20 protein-coding genes are annotated in these 25822 nt (G+C 63.4%); 12 read left to right on the forward strand and 8 right to left on the reverse strand.

All coding sequences use genetic code 11. The annotated features are described in order from the left end of the window. Positions 1–93 precede the first annotated feature (93 nt). The gene (locus tag AC3G2C_RS05835; protein ID WP_488383672.1) at positions 94–723 is read left to right on the forward strand and encodes a hypothetical protein; all 630 of its coding nucleotides are present in this window, start codon (positions 94–96) and stop codon (positions 721–723) included. A 49-nt stretch (positions 724–772) separates the two neighbouring features. Here AC3G2C_RS05835 and AC3G2C_RS05840 read toward each other — a convergent pair whose 3' ends face one another. Further along, complete coding sequence (locus AC3G2C_RS05840; protein ID WP_488383673.1) at positions 773–1600, reverse strand: transporter; 828 nt, start codon at positions 1598–1600, stop codon at positions 773–775. Positions 1601–1934: 334 nt separating this feature from the next. Between AC3G2C_RS05840 and AC3G2C_RS05845 the strand changes: the two genes are divergently transcribed. Beyond that, positions 1935–2714, forward strand: coding sequence for a CPBP family intramembrane glutamic endopeptidase (locus AC3G2C_RS05845; protein WP_488383674.1), 780 nt, complete (start codon positions 1935–1937; stop codon positions 2712–2714). Positions 2715–2760: 46 nt separating this feature from the next. Here the strand turns inward: AC3G2C_RS05845 and AC3G2C_RS05850 are convergent, their stop codons facing one another. The 3 genes from AC3G2C_RS05850 to tssM all read right to left on the reverse strand — a co-directional run bounded on the left by AC3G2C_RS05850 (position 2761) and on the right by tssM (position 6022). Next, positions 2761–3420 carry a hypothetical protein gene (locus AC3G2C_RS05850; RefSeq protein WP_488383675.1) on the reverse strand — a complete coding sequence of 220 codons (660 nt, stop codon included), beginning with the start codon at positions 3418–3420 and terminating at the stop codon, positions 2761–2763. A gap of 85 nt (positions 3421–3505) precedes the next feature. Further along, entirely contained in the window at positions 3506–4024 is a 519-nt protein-coding gene (locus AC3G2C_RS05855; RefSeq protein ID WP_488383676.1) for an Hcp family type VI secretion system effector, read from the reverse strand. 396 nt (positions 4025–4420) lie between these two features. Then, complete coding sequence (tssM, locus tag AC3G2C_RS05860; RefSeq protein WP_488383677.1) at positions 4421–6022, reverse strand: type VI secretion system membrane subunit TssM; 1602 nt, start codon at positions 6020–6022, stop codon at positions 4421–4423. Between the two features lie 107 nt (positions 6023–6129). On the opposite strand from tssM, the gene AC3G2C_RS05865 reads away from it, so the two are divergent. The 4 genes from AC3G2C_RS05865 to AC3G2C_RS05880 all read left to right on the forward strand — a co-directional run bounded on the left by AC3G2C_RS05865 (position 6130) and on the right by AC3G2C_RS05880 (position 9450). Continuing rightward, on the forward strand, positions 6130–6852 hold the full coding sequence (locus tag AC3G2C_RS05865; RefSeq protein WP_488383678.1) for an effector protein Tle3 domain-containing protein: 723 nt from the start codon (positions 6130–6132) through the stop codon (positions 6850–6852). 148 nt (positions 6853–7000) lie between these two features. Further along, the gene (locus tag AC3G2C_RS05870) at positions 7001–8482 is read left to right on the forward strand and encodes a type VI lipase adapter Tla3 domain-containing protein (RefSeq protein ID WP_488383769.1); all 1482 of its coding nucleotides are present in this window, start codon (positions 7001–7003) and stop codon (positions 8480–8482) included. Positions 8483–8639: 157 nt separating this feature from the next. After that, positions 8640–8981 (forward strand): hypothetical protein, encoded by a 342-nt coding sequence (locus tag AC3G2C_RS05875; RefSeq protein ID WP_488383679.1) that lies wholly within the window; start codon positions 8640–8642, stop codon positions 8979–8981. A 211-nt stretch (positions 8982–9192) separates the two neighbouring features. After that, positions 9193–9450, forward strand: coding sequence for a PAAR domain-containing protein (locus AC3G2C_RS05880; protein WP_488383680.1), 258 nt, complete (start codon positions 9193–9195; stop codon positions 9448–9450). 56 nt (positions 9451–9506) lie between these two features. On the opposite strand, the gene AC3G2C_RS05885 is transcribed toward AC3G2C_RS05880, so the two are convergent. The 4 genes from AC3G2C_RS05885 to AC3G2C_RS05900 are packed head-to-tail and all read right to left on the reverse strand — an operon-like array spanning position 9507 to position 14477. Next, positions 9507–10724 carry an AGE family epimerase/isomerase gene (locus AC3G2C_RS05885; RefSeq protein WP_488383681.1) on the reverse strand — a complete coding sequence of 406 codons (1218 nt, stop codon included), beginning with the start codon at positions 10722–10724 and terminating at the stop codon, positions 9507–9509. Next, positions 10721–11698 carry a carbohydrate kinase family protein gene (locus AC3G2C_RS05890; protein ID WP_488383682.1) on the reverse strand — a complete coding sequence of 326 codons (978 nt, stop codon included), beginning with the start codon at positions 11696–11698 and terminating at the stop codon, positions 10721–10723. Before AC3G2C_RS05890 ends, AC3G2C_RS05885 begins: the two co-directional genes overlap by 4 nt. Before the next feature lie 10 nt (positions 11699–11708). Continuing rightward, positions 11709–13409: a sugar MFS transporter gene (locus AC3G2C_RS05895; RefSeq protein WP_488383683.1), complete on the reverse strand. Its 1701-nt coding sequence runs from the start codon at positions 13407–13409 to the stop codon at positions 11709–11711. 15 nt (positions 13410–13424) lie between these two features. Beyond that, the gene (locus AC3G2C_RS05900) at positions 13425–14477 is read right to left on the reverse strand and encodes a LacI family DNA-binding transcriptional regulator (protein ID WP_488383684.1); all 1053 of its coding nucleotides are present in this window, start codon (positions 14475–14477) and stop codon (positions 13425–13427) included. Positions 14478–14990: 513 nt separating this feature from the next. Between AC3G2C_RS05900 and AC3G2C_RS05905 the strand changes: the two genes are divergently transcribed. The 6 genes from AC3G2C_RS05905 (at position 14991) to AC3G2C_RS05930 (ending at position 25758) form a co-directional block, all read left to right on the forward strand. Next, positions 14991–17606, forward strand: a complete 2616-nt coding sequence (locus tag AC3G2C_RS05905; RefSeq protein WP_488383770.1) for a beta-mannosidase — start codon at positions 14991–14993, stop codon at positions 17604–17606. A gap of 27 nt (positions 17607–17633) precedes the next feature. Then, the gene (locus tag AC3G2C_RS05910) at positions 17634–19079 is read left to right on the forward strand and encodes a glycoside hydrolase family 125 protein (protein WP_488383685.1); all 1446 of its coding nucleotides are present in this window, start codon (positions 17634–17636) and stop codon (positions 19077–19079) included. Positions 19080–19130: 51 nt separating this feature from the next. Next, positions 19131–21602, forward strand: a complete 2472-nt coding sequence (locus AC3G2C_RS05915; RefSeq protein WP_488383686.1) for a GH92 family glycosyl hydrolase — start codon at positions 19131–19133, stop codon at positions 21600–21602. Between the two features lie 296 nt (positions 21603–21898). Beyond that, on the forward strand, positions 21899–22936 hold the full coding sequence (locus tag AC3G2C_RS05920) for a glucokinase (RefSeq protein WP_488383687.1): 1038 nt from the start codon (positions 21899–21901) through the stop codon (positions 22934–22936). Between the two features lie 80 nt (positions 22937–23016). Continuing rightward, complete coding sequence (locus tag AC3G2C_RS05925; protein ID WP_488383771.1) at positions 23017–24648, forward strand: alpha-L-fucosidase; 1632 nt, start codon at positions 23017–23019, stop codon at positions 24646–24648. Between the two features lie 21 nt (positions 24649–24669). Beyond that, entirely contained in the window at positions 24670–25758 is a 1089-nt protein-coding gene (locus tag AC3G2C_RS05930) for a glycosyl hydrolase family 18 protein (RefSeq protein WP_488383688.1), read from the forward strand. Positions 25759–25822 lie beyond the last annotated feature (64 nt).

Below are 25822 nucleotides of genomic sequence, written 5' to 3' on the forward strand. Positions count from 1 at the left end.
GGCGGTGAGGTGGGTGCTTCGCAGTGCCATTGTGGCGTCACGTGCGTTACCGCGCGCCCATCGCTCCGGGATGACCGATGAAGGAGAGCACGCATGAGCAAGCCGCAACGTTTCGCATCGCCCCTGCTGGGCACGGCCTGTGTGCTGGCCCTGGCGCTGCCGGGCGCCGGCATGGCGCAGCCACAGGAGTTGGCCCACGCGGCCACCGTCCACACCGTCGCCAGCGAACTCGCCCGTGACGAGGTGACGCTTACCGCCACGGTGGTCGCGGTAGACCCGGACAGTCGCATCGTCACCCTCAAGGGCGCTTCGGGGCGCGAGGTCACGGTGGAAGCCGGGCCGGAGGTCCACCTGGATCATCTCAAGCCCGGCGACCAGGTTACGGCGCACTACCAGTCCGCCATCGCGCTGGAATTGCTGCCGGCCGATAGCGCCGAGGCAGGCACCGAGGTGGAGTCAGGTGCGTCGTCGGCACCGCTCAATGGCAAGCCGGGCATGACCAGCGGCCATTCGGTGTCCATCACCAGCAAGCTTACCGCCGTGGATCTCAAACACCACACGGTGACACTCACCGGCGCGGACGGCAAAGAGCGCGTGATCGAGGTGAAAGACCCGGCCCGGCAGGCGCGCATGAGCAAGCTCAAGGTGGGCGACATGGTGCGCATCACCTATGTGGAAGCCGTGGCGGTAACAGTCACCCCCAAGGCCAAACCCAAGGGTTGACGCATGACCCATGGCGGGAGGCAGCTACCTCCCGCCGTGATACGCGCCTTTAAAGGTGCAGGGTGGCGGAGAGCAGCATCGGCTGATCGTTGCGGCCGTTTGGCGCGCGGAACTCGTAGATCCAGCGGTATTGCAGTTCGATGCGCCCACCTTGCCAGTGCGTGCTCCAGTTCACCTGCGGTCCGGCACCGATGGCCAGTCCGCCCACGCTGTTGTAGTTGGGCACATGGCTGGGGATGGCGTTGCTGGGGATATTGGTCTGCTCGAGGGCCGCGGCGACGCCGCCAAAACTCCACCCGCCGGGCATGCGTTGCATCAACAGGGTTTCGATGCGGCCCACCGCGCCGTTCTGATAGTTGGCGACCGCGCTTCGCGAGAATGTGCCCACCGCCAACACCGTGGACGACTCCACGCCGGTGCCGGCAAACACCTTGGTATAGGCCACCTTGGGCACGATGGACCACACGTTGAGCGTGCTGGCGACACGTGAGCCGTTCGTCGTGCCGTTGCTGGCGGCGGTGATGCCCAGCGAGAACGCCAAGTGTCCCGTGGCACCGACGGCATAGCTGGCGACCAGTGGCGCAAAGGCCACCGCATGCGTGGTTCCTTCTGGGGCCATGGGCAACGTGGCGCGCAGATCGGGGTCGAGCATGTAGGGCAGCGGTGCCGGCAGATAGGTTTGAGGTGCGAGCGAGGTGAGCTGCCAGTGTTCTTGCACGGGGGGCACCCAGGCGGCCGCGCCCGCGGAACCCCAACGGCCATCGTTGGTGTACGGCGTGCTCGCAGGCAGCCACGTGGAGTCGCCGGTTGGGGCCTGTTGGGCCGCCAGCGAGAAGGGCACCATCAGCCACACGGCCAGTGCCGCAACGGCAACCATGGGTAAGCATGGACGTGTCACAACGCCCCCACACTGTGCGTGGAACCCTCTTCAACCCAGTGCGACCTCAGCGCGTGAAGCAGGCGCCCCACGGCTACCCGTTCACCCGCCGCCTCCCATCGCACGTTGCTCGCCGCCCCACCGGCAAGGCACGCATTCGAGCGTTGATTGGAGCACGCATGCCGTCAAACCCGTGTGCAGCGAATTCTTAAGGGGGTGTGTGAGCGGCATCCAGGGTTCGTGATGCGTTTAAACGGACGGACGTCCGCGCGCATCCAACAAGCCATGGCCCGGGAAGGGACCCGCTCTACATGACAAGCCAAGGGGAAAGGGAATGACTGCATGGAAACCGTTTGCGGCTGTGCGCCAGGGCATCGTGGTGTTCCTGGTGCTGCTGCTGGCCACCAACCTGCGCGACATGGCTGCCTGGGCAGGCTTCCCGATACCGGGCCTGCCACTGCCGGCCTATGCCGGTTCGAGCATGGACAACCTCTTGCTGGTAGTAGTGGCCGTGCTCGCCGTGCTGCTGTGGCCAGGTCGCGCCGCCGCGCAGGGTCTGGTGCAGCGGCTGGGCTTGGGTGCCTGTGGGTGGCGCGGCCCCATGCTGGTGCTGTTGAGCACCGTGCCGTTCTGGGTGAGCAGTGCCCTGACGGGCACGGTGCACAAGGCCATCGACTGGCAAGGCCTGCTGTTCACTGCGCTCCTGTTTCCCTTTGCCGAGGAGTTGGCCTTTCGCGGTTTCGGCTTCGTCTTTCCATGCCTGGGCTTGCGCTGGCCGCGTTGGTACGCCGTGCTGTTGCAGGCTGCCTGCTTTGGCTTGTATCACTGGTGGGGTTTGCGTGGCAGCGATGAGGCGCTCATCGTATTCGCGCTCACCTTCCTCGGCGGCGTGGTGTTCGCGCTATTGGATGCACTCAACCGCTACACCATCTGGAGCGGCCTGCTGTTCCACATCTCGCTCAATGCAGCATGGGGCGTGTTCGACATGTCGACCGCCAGCGGAGGCTGGGGCATGGTGAGCAATGCGATGAGGCTGGTGAGTGCCGCTTTGGCAATAGGCTTGCTCACGTCGGTGCATCGTGCCCGAGAGCGTTCTCTGTCGTGGCCGCAATAACCTTGCTCCTATCTAAAGCAAGGTCATTGCTAAGTGGTGAGGTCACTCAGGCTTGCAGGATTTCCTTGCTTAGCAGGTTGCTGCAAGTGTCGGCTGCCGATTGAAGGGCGTTCTTGAGCATCTTTGCGTTGTCCGCAAGCAGCTGGTCCTTGGTGGGCGCTTGGCTATCTTTCAACGGCTCCGATTTGCAAACGGTCTGGGCGACCACCTTGCGACTCGACGTATCGATGACACGCATTCGTGCCTCGTACATCACGCGATAGTGAGACCAGTCCGTGGGAAAATAGGAGAAATTCCAATCGGTCGTCTTGATATCGACGATGTAGTCGACATGAGCATAGCTTTTGGAAAGCGCCGAAACATCGTCATTGCGTACCACGTTGACGTTGGTCGCTGACTTCTTCATGTCGTTCTTCTGAATCAGCGCATTGGTCAACTGTTCGCTTATGCTGATCGCAGGGTCATTGATGGCGTTCTCTTTGACGATCGCATTGCCAGCAGACCTCATGGTGAGCGCGCCAATGACTCCAAAGGCCGCCTTGCCGGCGGTCATGGCCACGAAGTCAGGCTTATCATACTGAGTAAACGCGATGCTCTTGCCGGACATGCCGCCGTTGGCGTCGACGGCCAGCTTCTTAGTTTCCACGCGGGTGCAGCCCGCAAGCAAGACGATAACGAGCATATAGCTAAGGGCTGAAAGTTTCATCTGGGTTCCCTGTTTGTTTGTATAGGACGTTCCGTTGTCAGTAGTCGTGGCTTGCCATGGAGGCAAGCCACGACCATGCCCGTGTTTAGGCTTCCATCGGCTTGCGCCAGTCGTCCGACGCCTCGGTGCCGGCGATGGCGTGGGTCCAGGTGATCTTGCGGTAAGCCATCGACACGCGAATCAGCTGGGTGTACTCCGACTTGGTCGAATCCTGCGCGTGCGGCAGCACGGTGTTGATATCGACGATGGTCGCGTCTTCCAGCTGGGTCGTGAAGAAGTGCTCCTGCTTGCCGTCGACCGAAGTGCGGAACCACTGCACTTCCACGTTCGGCAGCATTTCGCCCGAGGCGAGCGACTGATACATCAGCGGCACGGATTTGTTGAGCGCGCAGGTGAACACGAACGGCTTATGCACGCGCTGACCGGAGGGCTGGCCGCTCTGCGGATCGGTCGGGGTGGTCACGCGGTGTTCGATTTCCTGCACGAGGATCTGGTCTTCGTGACCTTCCACGTACACGTTGCCTACCGAGTCGGCGGTGAATGCGCCCTTGGTGATGTTGCCTTGGGTCTTGCCGTTAATGCTGAGGTAAGCCGGTGTCGGCATGACAAATTCCTATGGTTTGAAGGGGAGAGCCATCCGAAGGGATGGCCATGCCTCTATGGCAAACGGCGTGCCAATGGCCGAAGCCTTCAGAAAAATCTACGAATATCAGTGCCTTGAATTTGCCTCGTCGCGAGGATGAGCGATGTTGGACATCGATGGCCTGCCAGCACGGTGAAAAAGCAGCGTTGCGCGGGCAAAGTGTTGCCCGTTCGTGGCCAAGCCACTGTTTTCAATGGCATCCATCACGGCAGTCCGTTGCGTAGTTTGGCAAGACCTTGCCAGCGCCCAGTTTCCTCATGGCATCCAGAAAGAAAAAGGGCGACCCATCGCGCGGATGGATCGCCCTTGAGTAGCGAGTGCAGTGCCTTCTCTTGCCGTGTCCGATCCGGCGATGGATCAAGGAGCCTTGTTCACCGACGCGGCGGGTGGGCTTGGTAGTCCTGCGGTTTCATCACGCAACAACGTGCGCGGCAGCGTGAAGCCGCTGAAGATGCGCTGGGTGAATGGGTTGTTAGCCTTCTCCGCCGTGAGGCGATAGCGCATCGCACCACCGTCGTCGGCGGTAAAGCTCAAGTCCACCGTGGTGGCCGTGGCGCCAGTGAGTTGGGCGCGGCTCAATAGGCGGAACATGGACCACGGGCCACGGAACACGAGGCTGCTGCTGTTGCCTCCACCATTGACCAGCGTGATACGACTATCGCTGCTGTCACCCAAGCTGTTCGGCCAGATCAAGCCCACGCTGCTGCTGGGGCCGTGACTGTACGGGATCAACTGGCCTTCGATGCCTAGCACGCTACTGCGGCGGTTGGGCGTGAGGCCCAACGGCGTGGCGGTGAACTGCAGGCCTAATGCGCCCCGGTTAGTGAAGAACGCATCGCGAATGCGGTTGGCCGCTTCCAGTTGCGTAAGCACATCGGTGCGCACCAGGTAGCCGCCGCGACGGTCGGAATAGAGGGCGTCCAGATTGTCCTCCAGAAACACCTTGAGGTACTTGTCGCGGAACTGCTGCAGACGTCCATTCGGGCCGAAGAATGCTTCGAAGTCATCGAGCGACGCATCAGCCGTGGCAGCAGGGTTGAACGGATAACGGTTGGCCAGTCGCTCGCGATAGAAGCTGTATACCTCCGCATCCCAGCGTTGCTCCAGGTTGCGCAGCGCTTCGATCATCAATACTTGGGAGGACTCATCCGCCAACTTGCGTACTTGCTGGTTCAAGGGTTCCGGCAGGCCAGCGGCCATGCGTTGCAGGTTGCCGATGGGGTCCTGACCCTTCAGGCTGAATCGATCGAGCACGGTTGCCAGGGCCGCCTTGCCGCGGTCCGGGCTGTCCTGCACACCCTTGAGTAGGTCGCGTACGTTGGCGATGGCCTGCGTGGTTTCATCCAGGTACGGGGGCTTGTCGCCCTTGGCAGTGAGCAGGTCGGCGAGTGCGGCGAAGGATCTTGAGATATCGCCGGCCAACTGCTGCTGCGCGGCATCCATGACAGGCGCAGTGAGCTTGGCGTCTTCGGGTTTGGGTGTATAGAGCACCGTATTGTCGCGCACCGTTTCCACCAGGCGACGTAGGGGAGCCGCCGGGCTAGTGATGCTTTCGAGCACAGCGACGCCCTGACCGAGGTTGGCGAAGTCCACCACGTCGAGCTGGTTAATGGCCCGGCGCCAGTTGGCCATATAGTCGGCGCCATAGATGGTGCGAATGCGGCCGGCCAGCACCTGCTTGTCCGCCTCCGAGTAGTCGATGCGGTTGCGCTGGCCCAACGTCCACTCGTCGATCATGGCTAGTTCTGTAAGGTCCTTACCTCGCGGTACGAAGTAGTCCTTGAAGCCACGGGCGGTGAGCAACGCCTGTACCTGCAACGCGTCGGCATGTTTGGCGGCATCGGCATCGGCGCGATACACGATATCGAAGGAAGGGCCGATCTCGCGGCGAAGGTCCAGTGCGGCAGGCAAGGTGTCGTCAGATTGACGCTGCATGGTCATGTAGACGCGTTGCGGCATCGGGATCCCGAGCCGACTTTTCCGAGGGGCAACACGTAACACTCACCGCCCCGCCGTTACCGCGACCCATCGAAGCGGACCTCAGCGCCCACGCCAACGTGGTCGCCATGGGCAAGTCCTCGGGCCTATACAGTGCACAAGCGCCGCTGGATCCCATCGACGCTCGCATCGCTATTACACGCGACGGTGGATGGAAGCCGGGCCAAAACCCACGCACTGAAGAAGTGCCCAAAAGCATCGCTTATGCGCGCGGCACGCGACTTGCCGACATGACCGATGCACTCAACGAAGGTAAGGAGCGCGCCGACTGCACGCAAGTCGTTGCCGCAAAACCTATCGATGGCGAACGCGTGCTGGTAACGCGCGGTGAAACCCCCAATGAAGCGGCCGCACGATGGATGCAGACCAATGAGCCGGTGTCCTTTCACTCGGCCATTCCCGCTAACCCCTGGCATAGCCAGGCCGTGCTGGCCTACGACGTAGCCATCGGGCCCACGCAAAGCGTTAGGGATGAGGCGTTCTACGCGTACCTGTGTCGGGTGGCGGATTGGAGGTTGGGGTGGGATAACTCTTACTCAAATGGCCGCAGCGGGCTGAAGATCGAGTCTGTCGATACAGGGCCAGACAAAGAAGTCCTGAAGATCTATCGGGAGGAGGATGAGGGAAACAAGGGTCTAATCAATGCCACCGTTAGCTATAGAACCACGGGCAGGCCAATCGGTCACATGGATGTTGATATGCCAACTCTTGTGGTGAGCCAAACGAAGAGTGAGCGAGATCGTAAGTTGCCGCTACGAAATGGCGGCAAGTCCGTCGAACCGGTGAGCTGATGATCGGTCCTTTGCTTGCTTCATTTCTCCTAGTTCGGCGATGGCTGTGATGATTCGATCCCTATGTCTATCTGCGGGTGTGCTGTTGGCCGCGTCGCCGAGCTACTCCTCTCCCCTTTCGCCCTTCGTGGCTACGGATGCCAACACGATGCCAAGATCCCCCCTTTACAGCGCACCTACAGACACCTCACGGCTAGACACGCTGGATATCTATACGGTTGGGCTTAGCCTAGATGTTTTTCGCCAGGGTGAGGCCTGGGCTGCTTTGCAGGGCGCTGATGCCCAACAGTCAAACAGCTTGCACGCAAGGTCTATTCTACCCATGGACCCCACCAAGTATCCGGTCACTGCCGATGATAAGGACATGGCAAGTGACAAACGTGAACTTGATGCACTAGAGATGGGTTTGCGCGATTTCCCAGAGAAATGGCCGATTCCTAGTGTCACGGTTGTTCGCGCGTACGACCGCAATATGCAACGGCCTCGCCGACTGCCCGCGGAAGTTGACCGTGCGGTGAAAGGCATGATTGATCGCCTGCGGCCAGAAGCCGGTCTGCACTGGCATCGAATTCGTAACCTCGCTGACATGATTACCTTCAACGATCATCCTGAGGAGGTACTAGAGCGCTTGTTCTCGCTTTTTGAGCGGAATCCGGATTTGCCTGCGGTACTTGTGTATGCCCAAGATAGCTTCAATTTGGCATTCGCCTTCGCCAGCACGGACAAGAGTACTTGGCCTATCGGTCAGGCGGATGGACCGCGTCTCCCCGGCGAACTCACCGACAGCATGGTGGCGCTGGTATTCGCGCGCCCGGAGCGCGTGGAGTGGCTGCGCCACTACGCGCCGTACACTAAGCGCAACAAAAACCCCATCGACCCGCAGTTCAACGGTTGGGAGCGTGAGCCTAGGCAAGCCTTCGTGCCCACGCCCTTTATTCCCGAACCCTGGACTCGCCGCACCTTTGAGCAGTGGGATGCGCTAAAGCCTCTGGCCGTGTTGCATCGCCCGGTGGTGGTGTCACTGAACAATCCCGATAAGCCCGGTGCACGCCTGAAGAACGACGCCTTAACGGCGGCGTTGGCGGGCGGATGGAAACAAGCGACCGATCAACTGACGCCTGCGCGCGTGTTCTACGATGGTGGCCAAAAGCCGGTCGCACCGCCGCTGGCGGAGCTGATGCCGGCACTCAAGTTGGCCGGCAGCTCGGTGGACCTCCTGGAGTCCAAGGAAAGTTATGACCTCACCCAGCGCCTGGGTGACACCGGGGCGGCGTCGCCTTTCGTGGGCATCGCGCTCGCGACCATGGCGACCTACATTAACGCCGATACGAGCGTGGTCATCCCCATGCGCCGCGCCGATCAAGTCACCCTGATCACCCTTACTTCGCCGACGCCGGGAAAAAGGCCCAAGGACAACCCCTTCGGCGTCAAGCTGCTGCCGCAAACGGCCAGTAGCGAAGAACCTTCTTCACGGATACGCGAGGAGTGGATGCGAGAGTTGCGTCAGCAAAGCGAGCGACGCGAGCCGCGCCCTATTGACCCCGAGAAGATCGAACGGGAGAAACAGATACTGGACGACTTTATCGCCAGTGGACCGGGGGTCGATCTGGAAAAGTGGATTAAGGAGTAGAGCGCAATGATGGCCGCGCTTTTCATCCTCGGTCTGAGGTTCGCGTGCACGCACGCAGGGCGCCCCGTGCGAACTCGGTCGTGCGGTCGCATTTTGATCGCCGACGAAAGGCTGTGTTGATGGATAAGCGACGGTGTGTGCCGGTGGGGTTCTTGATATGCCTGTTATCGGCCTATTCCTCGGCATCGCCATCTTCCCTGACTTCAGATGCGAACGCCATGCGCAATGCTTCGCTCCATCGCATGCCTATGAGGAGAGCTTGACTGCGTATCAGCAACTCTCGCTTTTGCTGGATTATTCCTGCGATGAGCCCTATGCCCATGGTGCCCATGTACGCTTGCTGGGTGATGACTTGAACGATTGCTACTTGTGGGTGCGGGGAAGGTTGCCGGAGCAGGCGACGAATCTGGAGACCTGGCAAGAGATGCGCACGATGTTATCGCTAATGCATTGGATGGCGCCGGAGCCAGCGGAACACGCGCCAGCCGTTCTGCACTAGTTGCGTTTTATTGAGCGACGTTTTGCACGTCTTTCCAATGCGGGCAAGTGACGTTTTTCAGTCGCCGAGGGGCTGGTCATTTCATGACCTTTCGCTCAAGGATGCAGGGGCGCTGGGTTCCAGCTATCGCCCCTTTTTTGGGGTTCGCTGGGATGACGATCAACACGATGCATGGTCTACAGCCAAAGGCGTCAATTTCTATGGAGCACTCATGAACTTCACAGGCAAGCGCCCGGTACGCGAAGGCGATAGGACGACACATGGCGGCACGGTGATGCCCGTCTCGCATATCTGGCGAGTGGATGGCATTCGTGTGGTGCGTGTGGGCGACGCAGTGAACTGCCCAAGCTGCGGTTTGACCACCATCGTGGAGGGTGACGCGCAGTATCCGTTGTGCGGTAACGCCGTCGCGATGCATGGGCACCGCACCAGTTGCGGCGCCACGCTTATTGCCAGCCTCCAGGCCTGAAACCCTGCGCACCGTGCGATATGAGGCTGCGTGCCTGGAGGCTTATCGACTTTCGATCAGGGCACGCCACCTTCACGCACCAGAGCCAGCACTTCGTAGCAGGCGCCCATGGTGTGGTAGTCGGTTTTGCCGACAGGGCTTTTTTCGTCGCTGTACTTGCGATTGTCGTGGGTGAGGATGCGGTACCACGCACCGTAGCGGTGGTCGACGAAGTGCTTCCAGGAGTAGTCCCACAGCTTGATGTACCACGCGTCGTAATCGGGCAGGCCGGTGCGGGCGTGGAGCAGGGCGGCGGCGGCGAGCGATTCGGCCTGTACCCAGAAGTACTTGTCGTCGTCGCACACGCTGCCATCGGGTGCAAAGCCGTAGTTCATGCCGCCGTGGGTTTCATCCCACGAGCGGGCGAGCGCCACGTCGAACAGGTGCTTGGCGGTGGGCACCAGCCAGTTCTCTTCGCGGCCGCGTTCGAGCAGAAGCGGCTCCATGATGAGCAGCAGCTTGGCCCACTCGGTCTGGTGGCCGGGCTGGAAACCCCAGGGGCGGAACAGGTGCTTGGGGTCGTCGAGGTGGTAGTTCCAGTCCACGTTCCAGTGCACGTCGTAGTGCTCCCACACGAGGCCATCGGCCTTGGCAGCCTGGCGGCGCGTCATGTGGTCGGCGAGGGTGAGCGCGCGTTCGAGATAGCGCGGTTCGTCGCTGGCCTGGTACGCGGCCAGCATGGCCTCGCACATGTGCATGTTGGCGTTCTGGCCACGGTAGTCGCTGAAGTTCCACTGCGCATCGGCTTCGTCGCGGTACAGGCCGGCCTCGGCATCCCAGAAGCGCTGTTCCAGCAGGTTCCAGGTTTCGTCCATCCACGCATCGGCTTCGGTGACGCCTGCCTTGCGTGCGGTGGCGTAGGCGAGCAGCACGAACGCAACGCCGTAGCAGTGGTTGGTGCGATCTTCGGGTTGGCCATCGCGGATGGTCCAGGCGTAGCCACCGGTGGACGCATCGCGATGAACTTCGCGCAGGTAGCGCAGGCCATGGCGTACCGCGTCGAGGTATTCGGGCTTGCCGAACTCGCGCGCAGCCATGGCGTAGTTGAAGACGAAGCGCGTGCTGCTCACCAGGTGGCGATGGCTGCGATCGTAGATCGTGCCGTCGTCCTTGTAGTAGTGGAAGAAGCCGCCAGCGGGGTCGATGGCGTGCGGGTGATAGAACGCCATGGTGTGGGCGATGTGTTCACGCAGGAACGCTTCGCTGCGAAAGTCGGGCTGCGATGCCGTGGTCATGCGTAGGTCTCCATGAAGCTGTATACCTCGGCTTCGTCCGGCATGGCCGTGAACGAACCCTGGCGGGTCACCGTGAGGGCGCCGCATGCGGCGGCAAAGCGTAACGTGGCATGCAGACGCGGCAGTTCGGCCACTAGGTGATCGAGACTGTTTGCACCACCGCTGAGCCGGGCCAGTTGGCATAGCAGGCCACCTACGAACGCATCGCCAGCCGCCGTGGTGTCCACGGCGGGCACGGCATACACCGGCAGCTCGCCGTCGGCATCGGGGTGAAACCAGCGCAAGGCCTTGGAGCCGTCGGTGACCACCAGCAGGCGCGCATGGCCTTGCCAGAGCGTTTCCAGGGCAGCCTCTTCGCCATCCACGGCGAGCCAGGCGAATTCCTCCGCGCTGAGCTTCACCACATCGGCGAGGTGCAGCGCGGGCCATACGGCATCGCGAGGCTCGGCATCCTGCGGCCACAGCGCCGGACGCAGGTTGAGGTCGAAACTCACCAAGGCACCGGCGCTGCGGGCGCGACGCATGCCTTCGCGGGTGGTTTCCGCCAGGGCCGGGTCGGTCATGCTGTTGGAGCACACGTGGAACACGCCCAGTTCGTGGAAGCTTTCGGCGCGGAAGTGCTCGGGGCGGAACAGCAGGTCGGCCGAAGGTGGCCGGTAGAAGCTGAAGCTGCGCTCGCCGTGGGCATCCAGCGATACGAAGGCCAGGGCGGTATTGGCCTCGCTAGTGCGGGCCACGCTGTCAGTGTTGACGTTGGCGCGGCGCAGGCTGTCCAGCAGGAAGTCGCCGAACATGTCGGTACCGAGCATGCCCGCGAAGGTGGCCGGGCCGCCAAGGCGCGCCACGGCCACCGCGACGTTGGCGGGCGCGCCGCCCGCGAAGGGCACGAAGCTGCGGGGGAAGCCGAAGGCGTCGCCGCCTTCGCTGTGAAAATCGATCAGTGCTTCACCGAAGCAGAGAATGTTACGTGGCATCGGATGGCACTCAACGGGAAGCGACGGGCGTGGCGGAGCGGATCTGCGAGCCGCGCAAGCCATAGAACACGATGTAGCCGTAGCACAGCAGCGGTAGCACGAAGGCGTGTTGCACGCCCATGCTGTCGGCCAGGAAACCCTGCGCCCACGGCAACAGGGCGCCGCCGACGATGGCCATGATCAGCAGGCTGGAGGCCTTGCCGGTCAAGGGGCCCATGCGTTCGATGCCCAGCGCGAAGATGGTCGGGAACATGATGGAGTTGAACAGGCCCACCGCGATCACGCTGCCCATGGCGACGGTGCCGTGGGTGAGCATGGTGGTAAGCACCAGCAGGGCGGCGATACCGGCGAACAGGGCCAGCAGGCGGCGCGGGTTGACGCGCACGAGTAGAGCCGAACCTGCCAGGCGGCCGACCATGGCGCCACCCCAGTACATGGACACGTAGTGCGAGGCTTCCTGCTCGCTCATGTGGCCGATGTCAGGCAGCGAGAGGTAGTTCACCAGGAAGCTGCCGATGGATACCTCGGCGCCCACGTAGAAGAAGATCGCCAGCACGCCGAACAACACGTGCGGGTGACGCAGCGCATCGAGCAGGGTGTGATGGCCGCTGTCGGCCTGTTCGGTGGCTTCGGTTAGTGCGGGCAGCTTGAACATGGCCACGCCCGCGGCCAGCACCAACAGGGCAAGGCCCAGGCCAAGGTACGGCACCTGCACCATCTGTGCCTGCTTCTGGCGGTAGTCCTGCAACTGCTGCTGCGTTTCCGGCAGCAGGCTGGCGCGCAGCGCGGCCAGGCGGGCGGCCTGGGTGTTGTCCAGGCGCGAGGCGATCAGTTTGTCCAGCGCATCGGTAAGGCGGTTCACCGGCAACGCGGCGAGCTGCTGCGGCGACTGCGCCGAGAGTGTGTCGAGCAGCACGTCACCGGAGAGTTTGCCCAACACGTTGGCGAGCTGTTCGGGCGGCAGGTGCGCGAGCGTGGCGGCCAGCGGTGCGCCGGGCAGGTGATCGAGCGCGGTGCCCGACGCATCGTTGAGCGCGGCAGCCAAGCGATCGGCCGGGGCCTGTTGAATGGCGGCGAGTGCTTCGCTCGGTGCGGCGTTGTTGATGGTCTGTACCAACTGCACAGTTTCCGGCGCCTTGCGCACGCTGTCGGGCACGCCGGCGGACACAGCGGTGAGAATCACCAGGCCGCCAAACAATGGGCCCAGCGTCGTGCCCAGCGAATTCATCGCCTGGGCGAGCGTGAGGCGGCTGGAACTGGTGCGCTCGGGGCCGAGCAGCGCCACGTACGGGTTGGCCGCGACCTGCAGCACGGTGATGCCGGTGGCGAGCACGAACAGCGCGCCAAGGAACGCGCCGTACGACTGCAGCAGGGCTGCCGGCCAGAAGCCGAACGCGCCGAGCGCGGCAATGGCCAGGCCCGCGATGATGCCCTTCTTGTAGCCCAGCGCGGCCACCAGGCGGCCGGCCGGCAGCGACATCAGGAAGTACGCGCCGAAAAAGGTGAACTGCACGAGCATGGCGCGTGCGTAGTTCAGCTCGAACACCGCCTTGAGGTGCGGAATCAGGATGTCGTTGAGTACGGTGAGGAAACCCCACATAAAGAAGATGGTGGTGAGTACCGCCATCGCCATCGGGTAGTCGGTGTAGCGCGTCTTTCCGGTGGCCGGCGACGTGGCCGCCGACTGGGTGGGTGGAGCAGCAAAGGCCATGATGGATTCCGTTCGTCAGGAAAGGGGGCGGCTGCTCTCGCGCACGACCAGTTCGACCGGGGCCACGATGACCCTGCCGTTGGCCTGCGGATCGCGCAGACGGGAGAGAAGCAATTCCGCCGCTTGCCGCCCACGCGCGCGTGGCGCAGTGGAAAGCGTGGTCAGCGGTGGTGTGCTCAAGGCAGCTTCGGCGATGTCGTCGAAGCCGGTGAGGGCAAAGTCGCGGCCCGGTTGCAGGCCGCGCTGTTGCAAGGCAAGCATCAGGCCCAGGGCCACCGCGTCGTTGTAGCACACGGCAGCGGTCGGGCGCGGCTCGCCTTCGAACAAAGCGTGCGCAGCGGCGGCGGCATCGGTACGCGTGGGCTTGCTTTCCACGCGCCAGTGCGGCGCGATCGGCAGCTTGGCGGCCTGCATGGCCTTGGCGTAGCCGGCGTAGCGGTCGCGGCTGGAGCTAGCATCGTCGTGGCCACCGAAGAACGCGATGCGCTGGTGACCCTGGGCAATCAGGTGTTCGGTGGCCAGGCGCGTGCCGCGCTCGTTGTCCAGCATCAGGCGATCCCAATGCGCCGATGCCGGCAGGCGTCCTCCAAGCTCGCGGTTGAACAGCACCACCGGCGTGTGCGTGCCCACGGCTGACAGCACCTCTTTCACTTCGCTGCCTTCGGCCGGTGACAGGATGATGCCGCCCGGGCCATGCTCGATCAGTGTGCCGAGCACGGCCTGCTGGCGTTGGGCGGATTCGCCCGTGCTGCCCAGCAGGGTGACAAAGCCAGCTTCGCCCAGTGCTTCGTCCACGCCCACGGCGAATTCGGCGAAGAAGGGGTTGGCCAGTTCGTTCACCACCAGCGCAATGCTGGAGGAGGTGCGCCGACGCAGGTTGGCGGCGGCGCGGTTGTACACATAACCCTGGCGGCGCAGTTCTTCTTCCACCTTGGCACGCGTGCGCTGATTCACCAGCGGACTGCCACGCAAAACCAGCGACACCGTGGCGCGGGACACGCCACAGCCAGCGGCTATATCGCTGAGGGTGGTCTTGCGGTGGACAGGGGCGGAGCTTTCCTTGGCCATGTCATCGACGATCCGCTGATTGGAACGATCCAAATGTAACCGAAATCCCACCGCTGCAATCCATATTGCAATGCGACATGCATCGTTTCGCGACTCGATGCTACCGTAGGGTATAGATCGATCTAAATCAGGGATTGGCTGCGATTGCTACAAGCCGGCGGATATCGCTGGTTGGGTACTTGCACGCACCTTTTTGCGCTGTCGGCGGTCATCGATCGTCACCGTGCGATGTGGCCGCTGGCGTGGCATGCCCGTGGCCGTGTTTGGGTGGCCATTTCGCCGGCAGGTGGTACAGCGGTAGTGGTTGGATTCGTGGCATGACAGCCGCTTGGCTGGGTGTTGCTGGCCGTGCCCGTACGCCAGCCCACCTACCTCGCGCTCGATCGGTGCGGATCCTCAACCGAACACTCGAGGATCCAGATGATCGCACCGGGCACCAAGGCCAACGCAGGCAGCATCGACAGGCGTGATCGCAACGGACAGACACGGCCCTGGCGTGCCTGGGCGGCACTGATGCTCGGCATACTCGTTCCTTCTCTGGGCACGGCCGCGCCGCTGAGTTCGCAATCGCTTAATGCGGGCTGGCAGTTCCGCCTGGCGCCCGGAGAGGCGGCTGCCGCCACGCACCCCAAGATCAGCCGTTGGCGCGATGCCACGGTGCCGGGCACGGTGCAGACCGACCTTATGGCGGCTCAGTTGCTGGAAGACCCGTTTTATCGCGACAACGAAGCGCAGATCCAATGGGTAGGTCTGGCCGATTGGCAATATCGAACCAGCTTCAACGTGGATTCGGCCACGCTGTCGCGCGACCACGTGGAACTGGTGTTCGATGGCCTGGACACCTACGCCGACGTATACCTCAACGGCAGCAAGCTGCTGTCGACGGACAACATGTTCCGGCGCTGGTCCGTGCCGGTGAAGTCGTTGCTGCACGCAGGCAGTAACACGCTCGAAGTGCGCCTGTACTCGCCGATCAAGCGCTTGCAGCCCTGGCTGCTCAAGCAACCGTATGCGCTGCCGGGCGAGTTCGACTCGGCCTTTGGCGACGAACCCAAGGGCAAGCAGACCGCCAACTATGTGCGCAAGGCCAATTACCAGTACGGTTGGGATTGGGGCCCGCGCATCGTTACCGAGGGTATTTGGCGCGAAGTGCACCTGGACAGTTGGGATGCGATGCGCATCGCCGATTTCCATATCGAGCAAACACAGGTCAGCACCGATTCCGCCCACGTCTACGCCAAACTGGACGTGGATGTGGATAGCAGCCAATTGCTGCAGGCCAGCATGGATGTGCTTGGCCCCGACGGCCAGCTTGCCGGCCATATCGAGCGCGAAGTCACGGTGGATCCGGGCAGTCGGCTGATCAGTCTGCCGGTGCGTTTCGCGCAGCCCCGCCTGTGGTATCCGGTGGGCTACGGCGCACAGGACATGTATACCTTCAAGGTGCGCCTGCGCGACGCGGACGGCACCGTGTACCTTGCCGAGCGGGCCACCGGCCTGCGCAGCGTGGAACTGCGTCGCCAGCAGGATCGGTGGGGCAAGAGCTTCGCGTTCGTAATCAATGGCATCCCAGTGTTCGCCAAGGGTGCCAACGTGATCCCGTTCGACATGTTTCCCTCGCGCGATGCCGACCTGCGCATGCACGACGTGCTCGCCTCGGCGCGCGACGCCCATATGAACATGCTGCGCGTGTGGGGCGGCGGCTACTACATGCCCGACCGCTTCTACGAACTGGCTGATCGCTTCGGCATTCTGATCTGGCAGGACTTCATGTTCGGTGGCGCCATTCCGCCCAACGACAGCGCCTTTGTGGAAAACGCACGTCAGGAAGCCATCGAGCAGGTGACGCGCCTGCGCAATCATCCCAGCATCGTGCTTTGGTGCGGCAACAACGAGGTGCAGACAGGTTGGGAGACGTGGTCGGATCGCGCGGCGTTCAAGCAGGCGATTGGGGCAGACGAGCGCGAGCGCATCGTTATCGGCATGGTCAACCTGTTCGGCAACGTGTTGCGCGACGTGGTGACGCGTCACAGCCCGGAGGTGCCGTACTGGGCTAGTTCGCCCAGCACCGACTACGACGGGGCGGCCAATGTGCTGACGGACGGTGACTACCATTATTGGGAGGTATGGTCTGGCGCCGCCAAGCCGGTGACCGAGTACCTCAACGTTACGCCGCGTTTCCAGTCGGAGTATGGCCTGCAGTCCTTCCCGGTGATGCGTACCGTGCGTGCCTTCGCAGCTCCGGACGATCTGGCGGCGGAGACGCCCGTGATGCGTGCGCACCAGAAGTACGACGGCGGCAACGGCAACAAGCGTTTGCTGCTGTACATCGAGCGCGAGTACGGCACGCCGCGTGACTTTCCCAGCTTTGTCTACCTGAGCCAGGTAATGCAGGCCGACGGCATCGGCCTGGCCGCCGAACACCTGCGTGCATCGCGACCGCAAGCCATGGGCTCGCTCTATTGGCAGATCAACGACGTATGGCCGGGCGCCTCCTGGTCGAGCATCGACTACTTCGGCCGTTGGAAGGCGCTGCAATTCCATGCGCGCCGCTTTTATGCGCCATTGTTGATCACCGCATTCCGGCAGGATGGCACCACCACAGTGTCGCTGGTATCCGATCGCCTCAACGCGGCCGGCGTACATTGGCGAGTGCGCGTGATGGACTTTGCCGGCAAGGTGCTCTCCGAACACCAGCGCGTGGTGACACTGCCGCCGCTCAGCAGTACCGCCGTGGCGACCTATACCGACCAGCAACTGCTGCATGGCGCCGATTCGGCGCACAGCATGGCCGTATTTGAACTGGTCGAAGGCGAGCAGGTGCAGTCGCGCCAGCTCGTGTTCTTCGATCACGCCAAGAGCCTGCCGCTACCGGCGCCCGTCATCCACACCCAGTTGCGTCCGTCCGTGGACGGCTATGCGCTCACGGTGAGTTCCGACGTGCTGGCGCGCGATGTGTGGGTGTCTTTCGGCGATGTGGATACCGAACTTTCCGAAAACGCCTTCGACCTGCTGCCCGGCGAGAGCATCACACTGACGGTACGCACTCGCGCCACGCAGGACGAGCTGCAGCGGGCCTTGCAGATTCAGGATCTGCAGTCGGTAATGCATGGCGGTGCCGGGAAATGAGTTTTCGGGAGCTTCAAGGGAAGGGCTATGCCGACGCGTCGTGACATGTTGAAGTGGATGGGCGTGGCTGCCGCAACGGGCGGCATCGCGGCGCCGTCGCTGGTCGGGGCATCGGTTGCGCTGCCCTCGCGCTACCCCAGCCGGCGGCCGCCGGTGGCGCAACGCAAGTTCACCAGTCGGGCGGTGGAAAAGCAGCTTGGCGCGGTCAAGGCCGCCATTGCCGATCCCAAGTTGGCGTGGATGTTCGAGAACTGCTTTCCCAATACGCTCGACACCACGGTGGAGCTGGGCACGCTCGACGGAAAGCCGGACACCTTTGTGATCACGGGCGACATCGAGGCCATGTGGCTGCGCGATTCATCCGCCCAGGTCATGCCGTACGTGCCTCTGGCTCGTGAAGACCAGCAGCTCAAGCGGCTGTTCCGCGGATTGATCCGCCGCCAGGCGCGCTGCATCCGTATCGATCCTTACGCCAATGCCTTTCTCCCCGACCCCACGGCTGCGCCATTGAGCTGGGCGGTGCAGGACCACACCGAGATGAAACCGGGGGTGGGTGAGCGCAAATGGGAGATCGATTCGCTGTGCTATCCCATCCGCGTGGCGCATAGCTACTGGCAAGCCACTGGCGATACCGAGCCGTTCGATGACGACTGGCGCACCGCCATGACGCTGGTGCTGCGTACCTTCCGCGAACAGCAACGCCTGTACGATCGCGGTCCGTATCATTTCCAGCGTACGTCCGAGCGACCCACCGAAAGCCAGTTTCTGGATGGTTACGGCAACCCGTCGCAGCCGAACGGCATGATCCACTCCATGTTTCGTCCCTCGGACGATGCCTGCCTGTACCCACTGTTCGTGCCCGCCAACCTGTTCGCGGTAACGAGTCTGCGTCAACTGGCGCAGATGGTGCGCGCCATTCACCGCGACGAAGCGTTTTCCGCCGATTGCCTCGCCCTTGCCAGCGAGGTGGAGCAGGCGGTTCGGCGCGATGGCCGCATGCGTGACGCGCAGGGCAACGAACACTGGGCGTACGAGATCGACGGCTACGGCAACCAGCTGTTCATGGACGACGCCAACGCGCCGAGCTTGCTCAGCCTGCCTTATCTTGGCTGCTGCGACCGCCATGATCCGGTGTACCAGCGCACGCGTGAGCTGGCCTGGAGCGAAAAGAACCCGTACTTCTTCAAAGGACGTGCCGCCGAAGGCATCGGTGGTCCGCATGAAGGGCTGCGCATGGTGTGGCCCATGTCCATCATGATCTACGCGCAAACCAGCGACGATCCTGCGTTGATTCGCCAATGCCTGACCTGGCTGAGGGACACGGACGCAGGCACTGGCTTCATGCATGAGGCCTTCGATCAGGACGACCCCAGCCATTTCACGCGCAGTTGGTTCGCCTGGGCCAACACCCTGTTCGGCGAACTCATCATCGACATTCACCGGCGCTTTCCGCAGCTGCTGCGCAGCGCTTGATCGACGGTTCGACCTTTACCGCCCTACCCACGCTTTCACGGAGAATTCCCCATGGTGTCCCGCCGACAATTCCTGCAAGGCATGGGTGCGCTGGCCGTACTCGGTGCACCGCTGCCTTCCCTCGCCAGCTCGTTGGCCGGTGCTGTTAACGCGAAAGCAAGCGCTGGCGGAGCGGCTGGCGGGGCGATGGACGCCGCTAGCGGTGTATCGCGCTACGTAGACGTATTCGTCGGCACCGGTGGGCACGGCCATACGTATCCGGGCGCGACGATGCCCTACGGCATGGTGCAGCTCAGCCCGGATACGCATGACTCCGGTTGGGACGCCTGCTCGGGTTACCACCAGGCCGATGGCTCCATCATGGGCTTTTCGCATACGCACCTGAGCGGCACGGGCGCCAGCGACATGCTCGACATCCTGGTGATGCCGGCGCGGGGGCCGGTGCTGATGGATGCGGGTGCGCGTGGCCTGCCGGATCACAACTACCGTTCGCGCTTCGACGGTGTCGCCAGTGCCACACCGCAATTGTCGCCAGACAGCAAGGCGCAGCCCGGGCGCGGCTATCGCTCGCGCTACGACAAAGCATCCGAGCACGCGCGCCCCGGCTATTACCGCGTACATCTTACGGATCACGACATCCTTGCCGAACTCACCGCCACGCTGCGTGCCGGCCTGCATCGCTACACCTTCCATGGGCACGGCGAAGGTCACCTGGTGGTGGATTTAGCTCATGGTTATCACGACAACGCCACCGTGCCTGCTGCCGTGAGCGATGCCGAGCTGCGCGTGCTTGGCAACGATCTGCTGGTGGGTGGGCGGCGTGTGCACCAATGGGCCAACGGCCGCCATATCTATTTCGCCATGCGTGTGTCCCGTCCATTCGCCAAGGCCTCGTTATATGCGGAAGATGCCGCGTTGCCCGATGGCAGCGGCGAAGCCAAGGGCGCCCACCTGAAGGCCGCATTGCACTTCAAGGACGTGGGCCACGAGCCACTGCTGGTCAAGGTGGGCATTTCCGCGGTGGACGTGGATGGCGCGTTGCGCAACCTGGAGCAGGATGTTCCCGGCTGGGATTTCGATGGCGTGCGCCAGAGTGCCGCTGCCGCGTGGGAAAGCGAGCTCAGCCGCATCCATGTCGATTCCTCCTCGTTGCCCACGCTGCGCACCTTCTACAGTGCGCTCTACCACACCATGTTGGCGCCCACGCTGTTCAGCGATGTGGATGGGCGCTATCGCGGCATGGACTTGGCCGTGCATCAGCTGCCGAACGGCCAGAACAACTACAGCACCTATTCGCTGTGGGACACCTACCGCGCGCTGCACCCGCTGCTCACCTTGTTCCAGCCCGACCGCGTACCCGATCTGGTCAACGGCCTGGTGCGCATGGCGGCCGAGAGCCCCGATGGTCCGCCGGTATGGCCGCTGCAGGGCGTGGAAACGGGTTGCATGATTGGTTACCACTCGGCGGTAGTCATTGCCGAGGCGCAGGCCAAGGGTTTCACCGGCATCGACTACGCCCGCGCCTGGCCCATCTATCGCAAGCGCGCGATGGAAGACGATTATCGCGGCCTTACCTATTACCGCAAGCTCGGCTACATCCCCAGCGACAAGGAAGGTGAGGCGGCCAGCAAGACGCTTGAATACGCCTATGACGATTGGGCCGTCGCGCACATGGCCGAGGCGGCGGGCGCCAGTGACGACGCCAAGGCCTTGCGTGCTCGCTCGCGCAACTACCAGCACGTGTTCGACAAGAGCCAAAGCCTCGTGCGCCCGCGCGGCAGCGATGGAAAGTGGTTGGAGCCGTTCGATCCGCGCGGCATGGGTCACTCCAAGGAGTGGCGCGACTTCACTGAGTCCAATGCGTGGGAGGCGAGCTTCCTCAACCAGCACGACCTCTACGCCTACATGACGCTGTTCGGCGGCCAGCAGGCGTTCGAGAAGAAGCTCGACGAGTTGTTCACCATCAGCTCGGAACTTCCCGATGACGCGCCGCCGGATATCGCCGGCATGGTGGGCCAGTATGCGCACGGCAACGAGCCCAGCCATCACGTGGCCTACCTGTATGCGTACACGGGCTCGCACTACAAGACGCAGGCACGCGTACGCATGTTGCTGGAAACCATGTACCCGGCCGAACCGGACGGGCTGGCCGGCAATGAAGACTGCGGCCAGATGAGTGCGTGGTACGTGCTGAGTGCCATGGGCCTGTACCCGGTTGATCCCGTGAGCACCAACTACGTATTCGGCAGCCCCGTGCTCGATCGCGCGCAGATCGCGCTCGCCGGCGGCCGTACGTTGGAGATTCGCACCGAGGGCAATGGCCCGGGCCAGGCATACATCCAGTCGGTGCGATGGAACGGTCAGCCGTGGACGCGCAGTTGGATCAGCCACGCGCAATTGGCGGCCGGTGGCACGCTGGAGTTCGTCATGGGCAGTACGCCCAACAAGGCGTTCGGCGCCGATCCGACTGACCGGCCACCGGCGTTCGGGCAGGCGGCAACGGTGCCCGTGACGTTGGGCTGAGCCCGCGACGGCAAGGGTGGGGAAACGGCCCTCAGCGGGGTCGTTTCCACCCGTTGTTCCGGGTGGCGTAATCCTCGCGTAAGGAGTGTTGCGCTGCAACTTGCCTCGATCTAAATCGCAGTCAAAAATTTGTATCGATCTAAATGCGGCACATCCAACGTGCCACGAAATCGCAGTGACGCGCTGGATGGCGCACTCACGGGACGCCGAGGCGGCTGGAGGGGACATGCGGATGCACAAGCGGTGGGATGGCGAAGCGGCACCTCGATGGACTCCGGACAACGGAGCGATGACCCATGGCTGAGCCAGCGTTCTCGATGCACTCCGTCACGGACAACGCCACGTTGCTGCTCGCCGCCGATGTCGGTGGCACGCATGCCCGGCTCGGTCTGGTTTCGTTTGCGCGCGAAGGCGCCACGTCGGCACGTCCGCAGGTCGTGGCCTATCGGGTCTACCCCTGCGCGGCCCATGACGGTTTCGACCACATCGTGCGTGCCTTCTGCGAGGAGCACGCTGCGCAGCCGCGTCGCTTCGCCCTGGCGTGCGCCGGCTACTTGCACGAAGGGCGGGTAATCAATCGCCATTTGCGTTGGCCCATCGAGCCGGCCGCGCTCGCCAAGGCACTTCAATTCGATGAAGTGCGCGTGCTCAACGATTTCGAGGCGCTGGCGCACGCCACGGCCTATTTGCACGACAGCAGCTTGACCACCGTACACGCGCCGCGCGCCGCAAATACCTCGCTGCCGGGCCCCGTGGTGGTGGTGGGGCCTGGTACGGGGTTGGGCGTGGCCGTGCGTTTGCCGGGCACGCGCTCGCGCGTGCTTGCCACCGAAGCGGGGCACATCGCGCTTGCCGCGCGCGTGGGTCGCGAGCAGGCGGTGCTGCAGGCGTTGGCTGCGGCGGATACGCATGTGCCTTATGACCACGTGTTGTCTGGCCCGGGTTTGCTGCGCCTTTACCAAACGCTTTGCGGCATGAAGGGCATCGCGCCGACGGCCGATGAACCAGCCGCCGTGGTCGCCGCCGCATGCGCTGGCCAGGACGCACGCGCGGTAGAAGCGTTGGGCCTGTTCTGCGCGTGGCTGGGTTCATTCGTGGGCGACCTGGCGATGCTGTACGGCGCTACCGGCGGCATCTACCTGGCCGGCGGTTTCCTTTCGCGCATGACGGGTTTCCTGGCGCAGAGCGCTTTCGTCGAACGCTTCCTCGACAAGGGCGTGATGCGTCCGTTCCAGCAGACCGTGCCGGTGCACGTGGTCGATCACGCCCAGTTGGGTGTCATCGGCGCGGCGAGCTGGCTGCATGAACGCTCCACTCCGTCCGCCGTGTGTTGAGCGCCTTCGGGCGTGTGCTGATTTCCCGTTTGGTTCGCCATCCATTTCGCCAGGTTTGACGAGTACTCGCCATGTCCGTGATGTCGCCGCTGTGGGAACGTCGTTGGTTCCATCGCTTGTTCGCCCTGGGCCTTGGGTGCGCTGCGTGGCCGCTGGCCGCTGCCGATGCGCCCGCCGCCACGGCGCCCGATACCGCCACGATCGAGCGGCAATGGGTCAAGGCCAACCAGCCTTATGACGCCGTGCGTCGCGAGGTGCTGGCGCATACGCGCCAAGTGGCCTGGCAAGGGCCGGTGCAGCCCGACTGGCAAACCCTCACCGCGTATCGCACACCCGAGTGGTATCGCGATGCCAAGTTTGGCATCTTCATTCACTGGGGCGTGTACTCGGTGGCGGCGTACAAGGGCGAGTGGTACCCGCGCCACATGTACGAGCGCAGCGGTGAGTACGCCGACTATCACCAGCACCAGCTCGACACCTATGGCCCCATGCCGCAGGTGGGCTACAAGGATCTGATCCCGCGTTTCAAGGCCGAGCACTTCGACGCCAATGCGTGGGCCGCGCTGTTTCGCCAAGCCGGTGCGCGCTACGTGGTGCCGGTGGCCGAGCACCACGATGGCTTTGCCATGTACGACTCGCAGTTGTCCGATTGGACGGCGGTGAAGATGGGGCCACATCGCGACGTGATCGGCGAACTGGCCAAGGCCATTCGAGCGCAGGGCATGAAGCTGGGCCTCTCCTCGCATCGCGCCGAACACGACTGGTTCTTCGAATACGGGCGCGGCTACGACTCCGACGTCAACGATCCACGCTACGCCGCGCTGTACGGGCCGGCGCATCCCTCGCGCTCGGCCAAGGGCGAAGACGGGCAAGAGGTGGACTGGACCTACGTGTCCGACGCCTACCTCGATGACTGGCTGGCGCGCTCGGCGGAGATCGTGCAGCGCTACCAGCCCGACCTGATGTACTTCGACTGGTGGATCGGTCAGCCGCGCTTCCGTGGCGCGCTCGCGGAGTTTGCCGCGTTCTACTACAACCAGGCGAGTACACGGCAACAGGGTGTGGTGCTCAGCTACAAGCTCAACGACATGCGTCCCGGCACCGGCACGCTCACCATCGAACGCGGTCAGGCGGCAGACATCCGGCAAGAACCCTGGCAAACCGAAACCTCGGTGAGCCCCGATTCCTGGGGCTATGCCGAGGGTGATACTTACAAGTCGCCGGATGAGATCGTGCAATTGCTCGCCGATGTGGTGAGCAAGAACGGCAACCTGCTGCTCAACATCGGCCCCAAGGCCGACGGCACCATTCCGCCGCAGGCGCACGACATTCTGCTGGCCGTGGGTCAGTGGCTGCATGCCAACGGCGAGGCCATCTATGGCACGCGGCCGTGGCAGCGCTTTGGTGAAGGCCCCACGCAAGTCGTAGCCGGCACCATGCAGGACACCAAGACCAAGCCCTATACGGCCGAGGATTTCCGCTTCACCACCAAGAACGGCCAGCTCTATGCGATCGAACTGGGCTGGCCAGCCGATGGGCATGCACTGATCCATTCGATCACCCCCGCGCAGAAAGTGCGCGGCGTGACCCTGCTCGCCACCGGCAAACCGGTGCGCTATCGCCAGGACGCCGACGGCCTGCATCTGGAGCTGCCGGCTGCGCCTGCGGGCGCCCACGCCTACGCCTATCGCATCGCCCTCGACCACCTCTGACCCGCCGCCTGGAACCGCCTGATGAAGCGACTGATCGCTGTGCTCTGCCTGCTGTTGCCGCTTGCAGTCCACGCCCGCGCGCCGAGCGCGATGTTCTACATGCTCGACCAGCAGAAATCGATTGACGCCTTCGAGCGTCACGCCAATCGCATCGACGTGCTGGTGCCTACCTGGTACGCCGTGGACGCGCATGGGCTGGTCTCGGGTGAACCTAATCCGCTGGTGATGGCCATTGCCAAGGCCAACGACGTAACGGTGATGCCCATTGTTTCCGCGGGCGGCGACCGCGCGGCGTTTCACCAACTGCTGGGCGACGAGAAAGCGCGTCGCGCCATGATCGACGCGCTGCTGGTCCAGGCGCAGCAATACAAGTTCAGCGGCTTTCAGTTCGACTTCGAAAACATCGCCTGGACCGACCGCGATGCGCTCACCCAGCTCACTCGGGAAACCGCCGAGGCGCTGCACAAGCACGGCCTGCAGCTTTCCATGGCCGTGGTACCTGACGCACCGGGCCACGCCGGGCGCGGCGCGTTCAGCAAGTGGATCTGGGAATACTGGCGCGGCGCTTATGACCTCGCCGCACTGGGCAAAGTGCTCGACCTGGTTTGCCTGATGACCTACGACCAGCACACGCGCTGGACCACGCCCGGCCCGGTGGCTGGCATGCCGTGGACGATGGAGCACCTCACCTACGCGCTGGGCCGCGTACCCAAGGAAAAGCTCTCGCTGGGTATTCCGTTGTATGGCTACCACTGGTACGCCGGCAGCCCCGTGCGCGACGACGGCAAGGAAGCCTCCAATATCGCCGCCGAATACATCGATGCCGATGCCTCGCTACCGCTTGCTCGTCAATACGGCGCCACCGTGCAGTGGGACCCGGTGGAGCACGAGAGCTGGTTCTACTTCTACCGTGACCAGATGCGCGAATGGGTGTTCCTGCCCGATGCGCACGCCTTCCGCGATCGCTATGCGCTGGTCAAGCAGCAGGGCCTGCAGGGCTTCTGCTCGTGGGTGCTCGGTGCCGAAGACCCGGCCGTGTGGAACGAGCTGCCCGAACGACATGCGCTGGTAACGGTACGCGCCGACGGCGCGGCCGGTCCGGCGCCATGAACCCAGCCCGCGACGCAGCCCCTCGTCGCGGGCGTTCCTACCGGGGCAGGCCGGAACCGACGCC

Source organism: Frateuria sp. sgz306004 (genome assembly GCF_057750885.1).